14 protein-coding genes are annotated in these 13,036 nt (G+C 69.7%); 9 read left to right on the plus strand and 5 right to left on the minus strand.

What is annotated here, in order from left to right; genetic code table 11:
* Window positions 1–2 precede the first annotated feature (2 nt).
* The 5 genes from IEV96_RS04935 to fabF all read left to right on the plus strand — a co-directional run bounded on the left by IEV96_RS04935 (window position 3) and on the right by fabF (window position 4,650).
* A complete protein-coding gene (locus IEV96_RS04935; RefSeq protein ID WP_188509559.1) occupies window positions 3–857 on the plus strand; it encodes an alpha/beta fold hydrolase in 855 nt (284 codons plus the stop codon).
* A 196-nt stretch (window positions 858–1,053) separates the two neighbouring features.
* Window positions 1,054–1,977: an ACP S-malonyltransferase gene (locus tag IEV96_RS04940; protein WP_188509560.1), complete on the plus strand. Its 924-nt coding sequence runs from the start codon at window positions 1,054–1,056 to the stop codon at window positions 1,975–1,977.
* Window positions 1,974–2,978: a beta-ketoacyl-ACP synthase III gene (locus IEV96_RS04945; RefSeq protein WP_188509561.1), complete on the plus strand. Its 1,005-nt coding sequence runs from the start codon at window positions 1,974–1,976 to the stop codon at window positions 2,976–2,978. The genes IEV96_RS04940 and IEV96_RS04945 overlap by 4 nt, the downstream gene beginning before the upstream one ends.
* A gap of 77 nt (window positions 2,979–3,055) precedes the next feature.
* Window positions 3,056–3,304, plus strand: a complete 249-nt coding sequence (locus IEV96_RS04950) for an acyl carrier protein (RefSeq protein WP_184235880.1) — start codon at window positions 3,056–3,058, stop codon at window positions 3,302–3,304.
* Window positions 3,305–3,402: 98 nt separating this feature from the next.
* Window positions 3,403–4,650: a beta-ketoacyl-ACP synthase II gene (gene fabF / locus IEV96_RS04955; protein ID WP_188509562.1), complete on the plus strand. Its 1,248-nt coding sequence runs from the start codon at window positions 3,403–3,405 to the stop codon at window positions 4,648–4,650.
* A gap of 105 nt (window positions 4,651–4,755) precedes the next feature.
* On the opposite strand, the gene IEV96_RS04960 is transcribed toward fabF, so the two are convergent.
* From IEV96_RS04960 to IEV96_RS04975, 4 genes are all read right to left on the minus strand, one after another.
* Window positions 4,756–5,235 (minus strand): DUF3145 domain-containing protein, encoded by a 480-nt coding sequence (locus tag IEV96_RS04960; RefSeq protein ID WP_373282436.1) that lies wholly within the window; start codon window positions 5,233–5,235, stop codon window positions 4,756–4,758.
* 169 nt (window positions 5,236–5,404) lie between these two features.
* Window positions 5,405–7,075 (minus strand): bifunctional 3'-5' exonuclease/DNA polymerase, encoded by a 1,671-nt coding sequence (locus IEV96_RS04965; protein WP_188509564.1) that lies wholly within the window; start codon window positions 7,073–7,075, stop codon window positions 5,405–5,407.
* 50 nt (window positions 7,076–7,125) lie between these two features.
* Complete coding sequence (locus IEV96_RS04970; RefSeq protein WP_188509565.1) at window positions 7,126–7,818, minus strand: hypothetical protein; 693 nt, start codon at window positions 7,816–7,818, stop codon at window positions 7,126–7,128.
* Between the two features lie 120 nt (window positions 7,819–7,938).
* Window positions 7,939–8,772 carry a DUF1684 domain-containing protein gene (locus IEV96_RS04975; RefSeq protein WP_188509566.1) on the minus strand — a complete coding sequence of 278 codons (834 nt, stop codon included), beginning with the start codon at window positions 8,770–8,772 and terminating at the stop codon, window positions 7,939–7,941.
* A 96-nt stretch (window positions 8,773–8,868) separates the two neighbouring features.
* On the opposite strand from IEV96_RS04975, the gene IEV96_RS04980 reads away from it, so the two are divergent.
* Window positions 8,869–9,045 (plus strand): hypothetical protein, encoded by a 177-nt coding sequence (locus IEV96_RS04980; RefSeq protein ID WP_188511280.1) that lies wholly within the window; start codon window positions 8,869–8,871, stop codon window positions 9,043–9,045.
* 16 nt (window positions 9,046–9,061) lie between these two features.
* On the opposite strand, the gene IEV96_RS04985 is transcribed toward IEV96_RS04980, so the two are convergent.
* Window positions 9,062–9,751, minus strand: a complete 690-nt coding sequence (locus IEV96_RS04985; protein ID WP_229733055.1) for a Pr6Pr family membrane protein — start codon at window positions 9,749–9,751, stop codon at window positions 9,062–9,064.
* A gap of 173 nt (window positions 9,752–9,924) precedes the next feature.
* On the opposite strand from IEV96_RS04985, the gene IEV96_RS04990 reads away from it, so the two are divergent.
* The 3 genes from IEV96_RS04990 to IEV96_RS05000 are packed head-to-tail and all read left to right on the plus strand — an operon-like array spanning window position 9,925 to window position 13,015.
* Window positions 9,925–10,947 carry an acyl-CoA dehydrogenase family protein gene (locus IEV96_RS04990; RefSeq protein ID WP_229733057.1) on the plus strand — a complete coding sequence of 341 codons (1,023 nt, stop codon included), beginning with the start codon at window positions 9,925–9,927 and terminating at the stop codon, window positions 10,945–10,947.
* On the plus strand, window positions 10,941–12,296 hold the full coding sequence (locus tag IEV96_RS04995; protein ID WP_188509568.1) for a bifunctional PIG-L family deacetylase/class I SAM-dependent methyltransferase: 1,356 nt from the start codon (window positions 10,941–10,943) through the stop codon (window positions 12,294–12,296). Before IEV96_RS04990 ends, IEV96_RS04995 begins: the two co-directional genes overlap by 7 nt.
* Window positions 12,297–12,301: 5 nt before the next feature.
* The gene (locus IEV96_RS05000) at window positions 12,302–13,015 is read left to right on the plus strand and encodes a glycosyltransferase family 2 protein (RefSeq protein ID WP_188511130.1); all 714 of its coding nucleotides are present in this window, start codon (window positions 12,302–12,304) and stop codon (window positions 13,013–13,015) included.
* Window positions 13,016–13,036: the final 21 nt, after the last annotated feature.

The raw sequence follows: 13,036 nt of genomic DNA on the forward strand, positions 1-13,036 counted from the left end.
GGGTGACAGAGGCCGGGTACCGCAGAATCGGGATCAGAAGCGCGGATGACGCGGAGACCGTCGTCGAGGCGTTCGGGCACACCGGCCCGCAGATGCTCTTCCTGCCGGCGCTCGGCGTTCCGCTGCACTACTACCGTCTGCTGCTCGCGCGCTGGGCCGAGCTCGGGTACCGGGTCTACGGGCTCGAGCTGCGCGGCATGCCGCAGAGTTCCACCGCCGACGTGCGCGCCAACGACTTCGGCTACCACCACGCCCTCGCGCTCGACATCCCGGCCGCGGTCGCGGCGGCGGGCCTCGACACGCCGTTCGTGCTCGCGGGCCACAGCCTCGGCGGGCAGCTCGCGCTGCTCTACGCAGCCGCGCATCCCCGGGACGTGCGCGCGGTGGTCACCCTCGCCAGCGGGTCGAGCCACCACGGCGCCTTCGCCGCAGTGGCGCCGCGCCTGAAACGCCGCGCCCAGATCGCGACGGTGCGCACGATCTCCCGCACGCTCGGCTGGTTTCCCGGCCACCGGCTCGGCTTCGGCGGACGCCAGCCGCGCACCATGATGGCCGACTGGGGTTTCGAGGGACGCCACGGCCGGTTCGTGCTCGCCGGCAGCGACGCCGACCACGAAGCAGAACTGCGCGCGCTCGCGCTGCCCGTGCTGATGCTCTCGCTCGACGGCGACCCGATCGTGCCGCGCGTCTCGAGCGACCACCTCGGCGCGCGCGTGCCGGCGGCCGATATCACGGCGACGCACGTGGCCCGCGCCGAGAACGAGGGCCAGCCGTTCGACCACTTCCGCTGGGCGCGGCGCACCCCCGACGCGGTGCTCGGCCCGGTCACGCGTTGGCTGGGCGAAACCCTCCGCTAGAGCCGTTCGACAGGACGAAACCACCACGCGAGGCGTTCAACAGGATGAGACGGGTGACACGAGCCGCGCCATCCTGTTTTCCGTCTCCTGAATTTCCGAATGGCCGCGCGGATTGTGGACACTCGCCAAGGGTCGGCGCGAATGTCAGGAGGGTCGGTACAGCGGGCCGGGGCCGGCTGCTGGCAGACTAGAGCGCGTGATTGTTGTCGTTGCGCCCGGACAGGGCTCCCAAACTCCCGGCTTCCTCGACCCCTGGCTCGCTGAGCCGCGCTTCCGCGACCAGCTCGCCGGCCTCTCCGACGCGGCGGGCATCGACCTCGCCGCGCACGGCACCACGAGCGACGCCGACACGATCCGCGACACCGCGGTCGCCCAGCCGCTCATCGTCGCCGCGGGCCTGCTCACGCTGAGCGCCCTCTTCGCCGACGGACGCCGCGCCAAGGTCGCCGGAGTCGCCGGACACTCGGTCGGAGAGGTGACGGCCGCGGCTGCCGCCGGCATCCTGAGCGAGACGGATGCCCTAGCTTTCGTTCGCGAGCGCGGTACGGCCATGGCCGCCGCGGCTTCGCAGACCCCGACCGGCATGTCTGCCGTATTGGGCGGCGACGAAACCGAACTGCTCGCCCGGCTCGACCAGCTCGGACTCGAGCCCGCCAACTTCAACGGCGGCGGACAGATCGTCGTGGCCGGGGCGCTCGACGCACTCGACGCCCTCAAGGACAACCCCGTCGCCGGCAGCCGCGTCATCGCGCTGCAGGTCGCCGGTGCCTTCCACACCCGCTACATGCAGCCCGCCGTTGCGCACCTCGCCGAGTTCGCCGCCACTCTCGCGCCGCGCGACCCCACCCTGCCGATCTGGTCGAACCAGAGCGGCCAGACCGTGGCATCCGGTGCCGAGTTCCTGAGCCTCCTCGTCGGCCAGGTGTCCTCGCCCGTGCGCTGGGACAAGACGATGGCCGCCTTCGCCGAGGCCGGCGTCACGGGCATCATCGAGCTCGCGCCGGCCGGCGCGCTCACGGGACTCGCCAAGCGCGGGCTCAAGGGCGTTCCGAGCGTGGCGGTCAAGACCCCCGACGACCTCACAGCAGCATTCGACCTGATTGACGGTAACGCAGCATGAGCACCCCCACCCTGAAGCAGTCCACCGGCGCGCAGTTCACGCGCATCTACAGCTACGGCGCCGCGCGCGGCGACCTCATCGTTCCGAACGAGGAACTCATCGGCCCGATCGACTCGAGCGACGAGTGGATCCAGCAGCGCACCGGAATCGTGACCCGCACCCGCGCCTCCCACGACCTCAGCGCCACCGACCTCGCCACGACGGCCGCCCTCGAGGCCATCGAGAAGTCGGGCGTCGCGCCCGAGCTCATCGACCTCGTGATCATCGCCACGATCAGCAACGTGCGCCAGACCCCGTCCATGGCCGCGGTCGTCGCCGACCGCGTGGGCGCCAACCCGGCCGCCGCCTACGACACCAACGCCGCGTGCGCGGGCTTCAGCTACGCCGTGACGCAGGCGGACGCCCTCATCCGTTCGGGCGCCGGACACTACGCCCTCGTCGTCGGCGCCGAGAAGCTCTCCGACGTCGTCGACCCCACCGACCGGTCGATCTCGTTCCTGCTCGGCGACGGCGCGGGCGCCGTGGTCATCGGCCCGAGCGACACCCCTGGAATCGCGGCTCCCGTCTGGGGATCCGACGGCTCGAAGGCCGACGCCGTGGGCATGAACTCGACGCTCACCCAGTTCCGCGACGGCGAGTCCGAGTGGCCGACGCTGCGCCAGGAGGGCCAGACGGTCTTCCGCTGGGCGGTGTGGGACATGGCCAAGGTCGCCAAGCAAGCCCTCGAGGCCGCGGGCATCACCTCCGCCGACCTCGCCGCCTTCATCCCGCACCAGGCCAACATGCGCATCATCGACGAGTTCGCGAAGCAGCTCGGCCTGCCCGAGCACGTCGTCATCGGCCGCGACATCGCGACCACCGGAAACACCTCGGCCGCCTCGATTCCGCTGGCGACCCACCGGCTGTTGGCGGAGCATCCGGAGCTTTCCGGCGGCCTCGCGCTGCAGATCGGATTCGGCGCCGGCCTCGTATTCGGCGCCCAAGTCATCGTGCTCCCCTAGTGCGGCGCGCCTTCAGCCACGAAACCCTGCTCTAAACTGACTCTCGGTCAAACGACACACCCTTTAGGAGAAAAACCATGGCATTGTCCACCGAAGAAGTTCTCGCCGGCCTCGCCGAGCTCGTCAACGACGAAACCGGTATCGCTACCGACTCGGTCGAACTGGACAAGTCGTTTACCGACGACCTGGACATCGACTCGATTTCGATGATGACGATCGTCGTCAACGCCGAAGAGAAGTTCGACGTCAAGATCCCCGACGAAGAGGTCAAGAACCTCAAGACCGTCGGCGACGCCGTCAGCTTCATCACCGCAGCACAGGGCTAACCGCCTCCCATCCGCGGCTGGCCGGCCGCACCGCGTCCGGCCACGCCCGCGAATGAGCTCGTGAACCCTGGGCTCGTGAACAACATAAGGATGTCGTTGTGACCAAAAAAATCGTCGTCACCGGAATCGGTGCCACCTCCCCCCTCGGCGGAACAGCCCCCGAGTCGTGGGCCGCCCTGCTCGCCGGTGAATCCGGCATCAGCACGATCGAGCACGAGTGGGTCGCCAAGCACGAACTGCCCGTGACCTTCGCCGGCCAGGCCAAGGTCCGCCCCGAAGAAGTTCTCGAGCGCCAGGAAGTCAAGCGCCTCGACCCCTCCAGCCAGTTCGCCCTCATTTCCGCGCGTGAGGCGTGGAAAGACGCGGGGTTGGATGACGCGGACATCGACCCCGACCGCGTGGGAGTCGACTACTCCACCGGTATCGGCGGACTGTGGACACTCCTCGACGCGTGGGACACGCTCAAGGAGAAGGGCCCGCGCCGGGTTCTGCCGATGACCATCCCGATGCTCATGCCGAACGCCGCCTCGGCCGCGATCAGCATGAACCTCGCGGCCCGCGCCTACGCCCGCACCGACGTGTCGGCCTGCGCCTCGAGCACCGAGGCCATCGCCAACGCCTACGACCACCTGCAGAAGGGCTACGCAGACGTGGTGATCGCCGGCGGCACCGAGGCCGTCGTGCACCCGCTGCCGATCGCCGCGTTCGCCGCGATGCAGGCGCTCTCGAAGCGCAACGACGACCCGGCCACGGCTTCCCGCCCCTACGACACCAACCGCGACGGTTTCGTGCTCGGCGAGGGTGCCGGCAGCATCATCCTCGAGACCGAGGAGCACGCTCTCGCCCGCGGCGCCCGCATCTACGCGGAACTCGCCGGCGGCGGCGTGACGAGCGACTCGTACCACATCACCGCTCCCGACCCCGAGGGTGCCGGTGCGGCCCGTGCCGTCTACGCCGCCCTCGAGCAGGCCGGTGCCGGCGTCGACGACGTCATGCACATCAACGCGCACGCCACGTCCACGCCGGTCGGCGACATCGCCGAATACAAGGCGCTGCTGGCCGTGTTCGGCGAGCGGGTGCACGACATCCCCGTCTCGGCGACCAAGGCGGCCACGGGCCACCTGCTCGGCGGCACCGGTGCGCTCGAGGCGATCTTCACCATCCTCGCGCTGCACAACCGCCTCGCTCCCCCGACGATCAACCTCACCGAGCAGGATCCCGCCATCCTGCTCGATGTCGTCACAAGCCCCCGGAAGCTGCCTGCCGGCCCGCTGCTCGCGATCAGCAACTCGTTCGGCTTCGGCGGCCACAACTCGGTCGTCGCGTTCCGCAGCTACGACAACTGACCCGACCGCAGGTCGGGTAGGGTCGCCCCGCGACCGTATCGGAACCCCCGCAACGGGGTTTCGGTACGGGCCGCAGGCGGCCCTGCTCACCCGGCGGTTCGTTAGTTAACCGACCTTGTGCAGCCAGACGACCTGGCTGTCGGAACTCGCGTGCCGGAAGGCCTCCAACTCGTCGTCCCAGGCCTGGCCGAGGGCGAGCCGCAGCTCGCGGTGCAGTTCGAGCGCGTTGGAGCCCGCGATCTCCATCGCGTAGCGCAGGCGGTCCTCGGGGATCACGACGTTGCCCACCGTGTCGGTCTGGGCGAAGAAGATCCCGAGATCGGGGGTGTGCATCCAGCGTCCGCCGTCGCCGCCCGCCGAGGCATCCTCGGTCACTTCGAAGCGCAGGTGCTCCCAGCCGCGCAGGGCGGAGGCGATCTTGGCGCCGGTACCGACCGGGCCCTCCCAGTAGAACTCGGTGCGCTGTGCACCCTTCAGAACAGGCTGGTCGGCCCAGGAGAAGTTGACGGCGCGTTCGAGCGCGCGCCCCGCTGCCCACTCGATGTGAGGGCAGAGAGCACGAGGAGCGGAATGCACAAATAGCACTCCGCGAGCGTGTGGTGCAGTCACGATCTTCTCCGTTCTGTTAGGTGCGACTTCCCCATCGACCTGACTTACGGATGCGCGTGACCACGCGTGTGAAATTGTGGAGGTACTCGTGCATTATGACCTACCAACCTGCCAAACAACAAGCGTGTAACTATTCGCCCTGGCGCTACTTGGCCTGCCCGTAGTTGTCGACGACCGCGGTGGTGATCGGGAAGTCGACCGGGAGGCCTCCGAAGATCAGACGCCCCGCTTCGGATGCCGCGGCGCGCAGTTCGTCGACGACACTGTCTGCCAGCTCGGCGGGGGTGTGCACGATCACTTCGTCGTGCAGGAAGAACACGAGGTGCGGGCGGTCGGCGAACTGCCCGGTGCCGAGCGACCACAGCCGGCCGCGGAGACCCGCCATCCAGCACAGCGCCCACTCGGCGGCCGTGCCCTGCACGATGAAGTTGCGGGTGAACCGGCCCCAGCTGCGCGACTGCGTGCGGGCCGCGCGCTGCAGTGCGTCGGAGGCTCCCTGCACGGACGCCCCCTCCTGGAGTTCTCGCCACGCCTCGCCGGGCGGGGGTGAGCTGCGTCCGAGTCGCGTCGTCACTGTTCCTCCGCGCTCCCCGGTTCGCGCCGCGCCCTCGACCATGGCGATGGCCTGGGGGAAGGCCCGGGTGAGCGCGGGCATCAGGCGACCTCCGTCGCCCGCGGTGGCGCCGTACATCGCGCCCAGCATCGCGACTTTCGCCTCGGCGCGCGTCTTGACCGCCCCGCTCGCGACGATGCCCTCGTAGAGGTCGCCGCGGCCCGCCTCTGCCATCGCGCGGTCGGCACTCAGGGCGGAGAGCACCCGTGGCTCGAGCTGTGCCGCGTCGGCGACGACGAGTTTCCAGCCGGGGTCGGCCACGACCGCGCCGCGCACCTGTTTGGGTAGCTGCAGCGCTCCCCCGCCGCTCGCGCCCCAGCGGCCCGTCGCGGTGCCGCCCGGCACGTAGTCGGGACGGAACCGACCGTCGGCGACCCAGGTATCGAGCCAGTTCCAGCCGTTCGCCGTCTGAAGCCGGGAGAGCTTCTTATACTCCAGAAGCGGGGCGACGACGGGGTGGTTCACCTCTTTGAGCTCCCATGAGCGGGTCGAGGCTACCTGCAGCCCGCCTCGCCTCAGCGCCTTGAGCAGTTCGGCGGGCGAATCGGGGTTGACGTCGTGCGTGCCGAGTATGGCCCGCATCCGTTCGAGAAGTTCTTCGAGTCGCGCGGGCCGCTCCGATCCGCGCGGCCGGTCGCCGAGCAGTTCGGCGAGCAGGCCCTCGTGCACGTCGGCCCGCACGGGCAGGCCCGCCGCTTTGATCTCGCAGGCGATGAGCGCGCCGGCGCTCTCCGCGGCGAGCAGAAGCCCGATGCGGCCGGGCTCTGCCGCACCCGCGACGGCCTCGCGCTGTAGTGCGAATTCGGCGACCGGGTCGGTCGGCGCGTCGGTGGCGGGCTCGACGTCGAAGTCGAAAAGCGCGCCGCTCGCCGGGGCCTTCTCGGCGAGCGGCGTCGCGTTGTCCCACGGGCCGAGCGGCGCGTTGGCGAGCGCCGACGCCGCGGTGAGCGTCGATGCCCGGAGGATCTGGTGCGACAGCCTCAGGTCGACGCAACGCTCGACCCGGACTCCGGCGGCGAGCAGCGCGGGATACCAGCGGGTGGAATCGTCCCAGACCCAACGAGGGCGTTCGCGCTCCACCCGGCCGACCCACGCGGGCAGTTCGGTCTCGGCTACGCCCTCGGGCTCTCCCAGCACGCTACCGGCATCGTCGAGTCGCAGAGCCGTGACGCCACGGTTGGAGCGGGTGAGGACGACGTACACCCGTCAATTCTGCCGGGTGCGGCCGACACCGGCAGACCCAGCAGACCTCGTCAGCACTGGTTCTGCAGGAGCACGGGTGCGTCGAGCCGGTCGATCATGCCGTCGATCGATCGTGCCGAGGCGCCCCAGAAGTCGTACGATCCGAATTCCGGGTGGTCCCACGGCACATAGGTTCCCGATCCGATTTCGTAGGCCACCGACTGGATGAGTCCGAGATCGGTGGTAACCGGCTCCCCCACCTGCTCGGCAGGCAGCCCCGCGGCCACGTCGCCGACCGGGTCACCGACACTGGCTCCGCCGGGCGTCTCGACGGACAGGCCGGCCACCGTCGCGGCCGTGCTCTCGACCTCGAACAATTGACCTCGGGGCACCGAGTTCACGGGTATGCCATAGCGCAGTGCGAAGCCGTCCCACGAGACGACGTTCGCCTCGGGAACACAGTTGAGGTCTGACGGACGCACGGAGAGTTCGGGCTCCGATCCGAATGCGTCAGTCAGAATCGCGATTGCAGCCTGCGGGTCGGAGGAATAGAGCGCTGTGGCCACGGTCTCGTCGGACTCGTCGACGACGGTGAAACCCGTTGCGCTGATGTACACGGCTGCCGCCGCCGGTTCGGCGGACGCGGAGGGTGTCGGTGAGGCAGACGGTTCCGGGTCGGGAACGTCGACGGGTGCGCATCCCACGAGTGCGAATCCGGCGACAGCCACGAGGAGGACCGCCCGGATTCTCTGATTAATCGTCATGCCATCAGTGTAGGGGACCAGTCGTGCTAGCGGGCGAGAGACCTCCCGCAGCAGTTGTCGCGGACCGCGTGCGTCCGTGTCTGCTTCCGGCTGGGCGGCCACCACTGCCACCCGGAGCGGCTAAACGGCGTGCAGCAGCGAACCGTCTTTCTGCAGCACGTTCTTCTCGCCGGCCTCGATCGGCACGGCGAAACGGTTCTGCTTCGGCGGCATGGGGCAATTGAAGTTGTAGCTGAAGGCGCAGGGCGGCAGCACGGCGAGGTTGAAGTCGAGGGTGATCGTCCCGTCGGGGCGGGGTGCCACGAAGAGGAATCGTCCGACGCTGTAGGTGCTGTCGCCGTTCGTGGCGTCGGCGAACACGAGCTGCAGCGCCCGGCCCGACTTGAAGGCGGCCAGGTCGTAGTCGACGCCGTCCTTGGTGAAGGTGATCTCGCCCGGAACGACCTCGTCACGGGTGTTGCCGTCGTCCTTGAGGTGCTCGAAGCCGACGGTCTTGCCGCCGGGGATCTCGGTGAATTTCGCCGTCACGACCCACTCGGGGTTGTAGGGGAACGCGTCGATCGAACCGAACTTCTGAATGTCTTCGGAGTTCGCATCCCAGACGCGCAGGGCGTAGTTGCCCGCCTCACTGGCGATCACGAAGCCGGTCTTGCCCGCTCCGAAGTCGATGTCGCTTGGGGCATCCGAGTCTTTGCCGCGCACGACGGCCTCACCCTCGACGAGAACGCCGTCGACCGTGATGTTGTCGGTGGCGACCGCCGTGACCAGCAGGCCCGACTCGCCGGCGGGCAGCGGCGCCCAGGTCCCGGGAACGCCGTAGATGGTCTGCTCCGAATCGACCCACTGGGTGTTGACGAGGGCGAGGCTACCCTTGGGCTGCACCACACTCAGTTCACGACGCTTGTGGTAAGTCGCGAGCAGGGATTCCGGTGTGGGCGTAGTCGTGTCGGTCATTGGTCCATCCTTGTCGAGGTCTCAGACATAACCCAAAACGACACGACTTTATTGCAAGCCCCGGGACGCGCCGACGGGTCGTGTTAGCGTCGCCCCATGACCGACATGACTGACGACGAAAAACGTCGCGACCAGCTGCTGCGCCTCTCCGGATCGACCGAGGAAGACGCGGCCCCCCGCATCACCGTCGAGGAGACCGAAGACGGCGTGAAACGCATCGACATCGCCGAGACCGCCGCCGTGCGCCCGGGCGATCCCGAGAACAAGGAGTAGCTCTGGCGACGGCCGGTCAGCGCAGGAGGCGCGATCCGTCGGTGGCACCGCGGCGCGAGACCCAGAGCACGCCGGCGGCGATGAGCGCTATCGCGGCCGCGATCGCCACGACGTAGATCGCGACGGAGAGGTAGCCCCCGTCGGACGTCACCGGGTTGAGGAAGGGATACGGGTACCAGTACTCGTTCCCGTAGATCACGTCGGTGACGAACGGCCCGCGCACGAGCGTGTAGACGACCCAGACGATCGGGTAGACGAGCACGAGCCAGATCTTCCGGGCGGCCAGCCGCGAGCGGCCAGGGGCGAGGATCCAGTCGATCAGCAGGTACAGCGGGGCGGCCACGTGCAGAATCTCGTTCGACCAGCCCACCGTCGAGCCCTGCGGCAGCTCGATGCCGCGCAGCAGCAGGTTGTACACGATTCCCGTGACGATCATGTAGCTCGTGACGCAGGCCCGGGCGAGCGTGAAGCCCTGACCGTCGGGTCCCTGCCGGACTATCAGCAGCACCGCTCCGATCGCCAGCACGACCGCCGAGGCGACGTTCGACTCGATGGTGAAGAAACTGAAGAAGTTGACGACCTGCGTGGTGGGGTCGGTGACACCGCTCTCGCGCCAGAAGCCGAGGCTGGCGCTCAACTGCGCGACGATGGCGACGGTGATCGCGACCACCACGGCGATCCTCAGGATGACGAACAGCGTTCTCACGGGCAGCCTCCCATTCGGCGTAGCGATATGGGCATCATCCTGACACGTCCCGACCGGGACGTCCCGGTCGGGTAATCGGGATAGCACGTCGTGTCGCGCTGGTCGAGGCCTTGGTGCCGCCCACCGCCGAACGTAGCCTGATCACTGTCATGCCGCACCTCCTTGTGAACCACGTGTCTTTCGGGCGTTCCCCCCGATCCGCCGGGCCGCTGACGACTCTCGCGGCGCAACTCTCGCCCTCGACGGTGGACGAGGCTCTGGATGCGGCCCCCCGCCTCGGCGCGCGGGCGCACTCCTCGGGAGCGGGCTCGACGACCGACCTCTGGGAGGCTTTCGCCACCCTGGCGGCACACGACCTCGGCGCGGCACGCGCCATCGAACCGCACCTCGACGCTCTCGCCATCCTCGAGCAGGCCGACGGAGTCGGGACCGCGGATGACACGGCGGCGGCACCCCGCACGTGGGGCGTCTTCGCCGCGGAGGGCGGCGACGATCCGCTCGTCGCGACGCGCGGCGACGACGGCTGGCGGCTGAGCGGCACGAAGCCGTGGTGCTCCCTCGCCGACCGGCTCGACCAAGCGCTGGTGAGCGCCCACGTCGACGGCGGCGCCCGCCGACTCTTCGCCGTAGATCTGGGCTCCCCCGGTGTGAACGTACTCGAGGACGCCTGGCACGCGCGCGGTCTCACCGAGATCCCGAGCGGTCCCGTGCGCTTCGACGCCGTCGCCGGCATCCCCGTGGGCGACGCCGGCTGGTACCTCTCCCGGCCGGGTTTCGCCTGGGGCGGCATCGGGGTCGCCGCCTGCTGGTTCGGCGGCGCGGTCGGCATCGCCCGCACCGTCTTCGCCGCGGCCCGCGACGACAAACCGTTCGCGGTCATGCACCTGGGGGCGATCGACGAGCTGCTCGAAGGCGCCCGGCGCGCGCTCGCCGAGGCCGCCGAACTCGTCGACGGACACGAGGAGACGGTCGACCCCGGCCTGCTCGCCGCCCGCGTGCGCTCCACGGTCGCCCGCGCCTGTGACGAAATCGTCGAACGCGCCGGTCGCGCGCTCGGGCCCGCACCGCTCGCCCTCGACGCCGAGCACGCCAAACGCGTCGCCGACCTGCAGCTCTACGTGCGCCAGCACCACGCGGAACGCGACCAGCACGCGCTCGGTAGCGCCCTGCTGCGACTGGAGGTCGCGCCGTGGTGACCTTCGACTCCTCCGTGCCGGGGACACCCGCCGCACTCTGGCTGGGTGACAACCGGGTAGCGGGCCTGCCGCCCTTCGACTTCGACACGGTCGAGCACGTCGTCGTGGTGGCGGCGCATCCCGACGACGAGACCCTCGGCGCCGGTGGCCTGATCGCCGAGTGCGGCCTGCGCGGCATCCCGGTTGCCGTCGTCGTCGTCACCGACGGGGCCGCATCGCACCCCGACTCCCCGACCATCACGCCGGACGAGCTGCGTCGACTGCGCGCCGCCGAGACCCGACTTGCCGTGCACCGGCTCTCCCCCGAGGCCACTGTGCACCTGCTCGGCTTCCCCGACGGCGCGGTCGATACCCATCGCGACGCCATCGCGACCGCGATCGGCGACCTGCTGCCGGGCACGCCGACGCTCGTGGTAGCCCCCTGGCGCGGGGACGAACACATCGACCACCGGGTCGTCGGCGAGATCTGCGCCGGTCTCGCCACAGCGGGTTCACGGTCACTGCTCGAATACCCCGTCTGGCTCTGGCACTGGGCGGCGCCCGACGACGCCGAGGTGCCGTGGGACCGGTTCGTCGCGCTCGCCCCGCGCGCCGAGGCGCTCGCGCACAAGAAGAACGCGATTTCCGCCTACGCCTCTCAGGCCGAGCCGCTCAGCGACCAGCCCGGCGACGAGGCAATGCTGCTCGAGTCGTTCCTCGACAACTTCCGCGGGAAGCACGAGCTCTTCGTGCGCGACGAACCCTCCCCGCTCGGCGCCGCCTACTTCGACGCGCTCTACGAGCGACACGAGGACCCTTGGGGCTTCACCGACCGCTGGTACGAGCAGCGCAAGCGCGCGGTGACCCTCGCCAGCCTGCCCGAGCAGCACTACGGCTCGGCGCTCGAGGTGGGCTGCTCGATCGGTGTGCTCACGAGCGAGCTCGCCGGGCGCTGCACCGAGCTCCTCGCGGTCGACGTCTCCCGGGCCGCCGTCGAGAGCGCCCGCGCGCGGGTCGCCGACGAGCCGGGCGTCCGGGTCGAACTCGCAGACGTCGCATCCGCCTTCCCTGCCGGCCCCTTCGACCTCGTGCTGATCAGCGAGGTCGGCTACTACTTCCCGGCCGACGTGCTCGAGCGCGTACTCGCCGACGCCGCCGCGCAACTCACCGACGGCGGCACGATCGCGCTCTGCCACTGGCGGCACGCCGTCGAGGATTACGCGCTCGGCGGAGACGAGGTGCACGCGATCGCGGCGCGGGTATTCTCGGGCACTATGACACGACTCGCCCGCCACGAGGAAGCCGACTTCGTGCTCGACGTGTACTCCACCGACGCCCGCTCCGTCGCCGCCCGCACGGGTCTGCTGTGACCGCGATGATCACGCGCATCGAGGCGATCACCGTCGTCATCCCGGCGCGTGACGAGAGCGAGCTGATCGGCCGCTGCCTCGAGTCGGTGCTCACCGCGAAGACGGCGGCCGAGTCGCGATGGCATGCGCCCCGCCTTTCGATTGTCGTGGTCGCCGACAGGTGCACGGATGACACAGCGAACGTCGCCCGCGGGTTCGACGGTGTCTCCGTCATCGAGATCGACGCGGCCAACGTGGGCCTGGCCAGGGCCACCGGCGTGATGCTCGCGCTCGAATCATCCGGCCTCCTCCCCCAGCACGTCTGGATCGCGAGCACCGACGCCGACTCCGCCGTGCCGCGTGACTGGCTCACCGAGCAGACGCGCCTCGCGCGCTCCGGCGCCGACGTCGTGCTCGGAACCGTACGCCCCGACCTCGACGACCTCAGCGACGCGCAGGCGCTCGCCTGGGCGACGGCCCACGGCCGCGGCGCCTCGGTCGGCGAGGTGCACGGCGCCAACCTCGGCGTGCGCGCCGACGTCTACCTCGCGGCCGGCGGCTTCGCCGGACTCGCCGAACACGAGGACGTCGACTTCGTCGAGCGGTGTGCCGCGCTCGACGCCGACATCGTCGCCACGGGCGCGTGCGAAGTGACCACGTCCGGCCGTCAGGTCGGGCGTACACCCGGCGGGTTCGCCCGCTACCTGCGTGACGACCTGTTGACCAACCCCGCGCTGTAGCGCACCGAAGAGAAAAGGAAG

The organism is Conyzicola nivalis (genome assembly GCF_014639655.1).
Classification (GTDB): domain Bacteria; phylum Actinomycetota; class Actinomycetes; order Actinomycetales; family Microbacteriaceae; genus Conyzicola; species Conyzicola nivalis.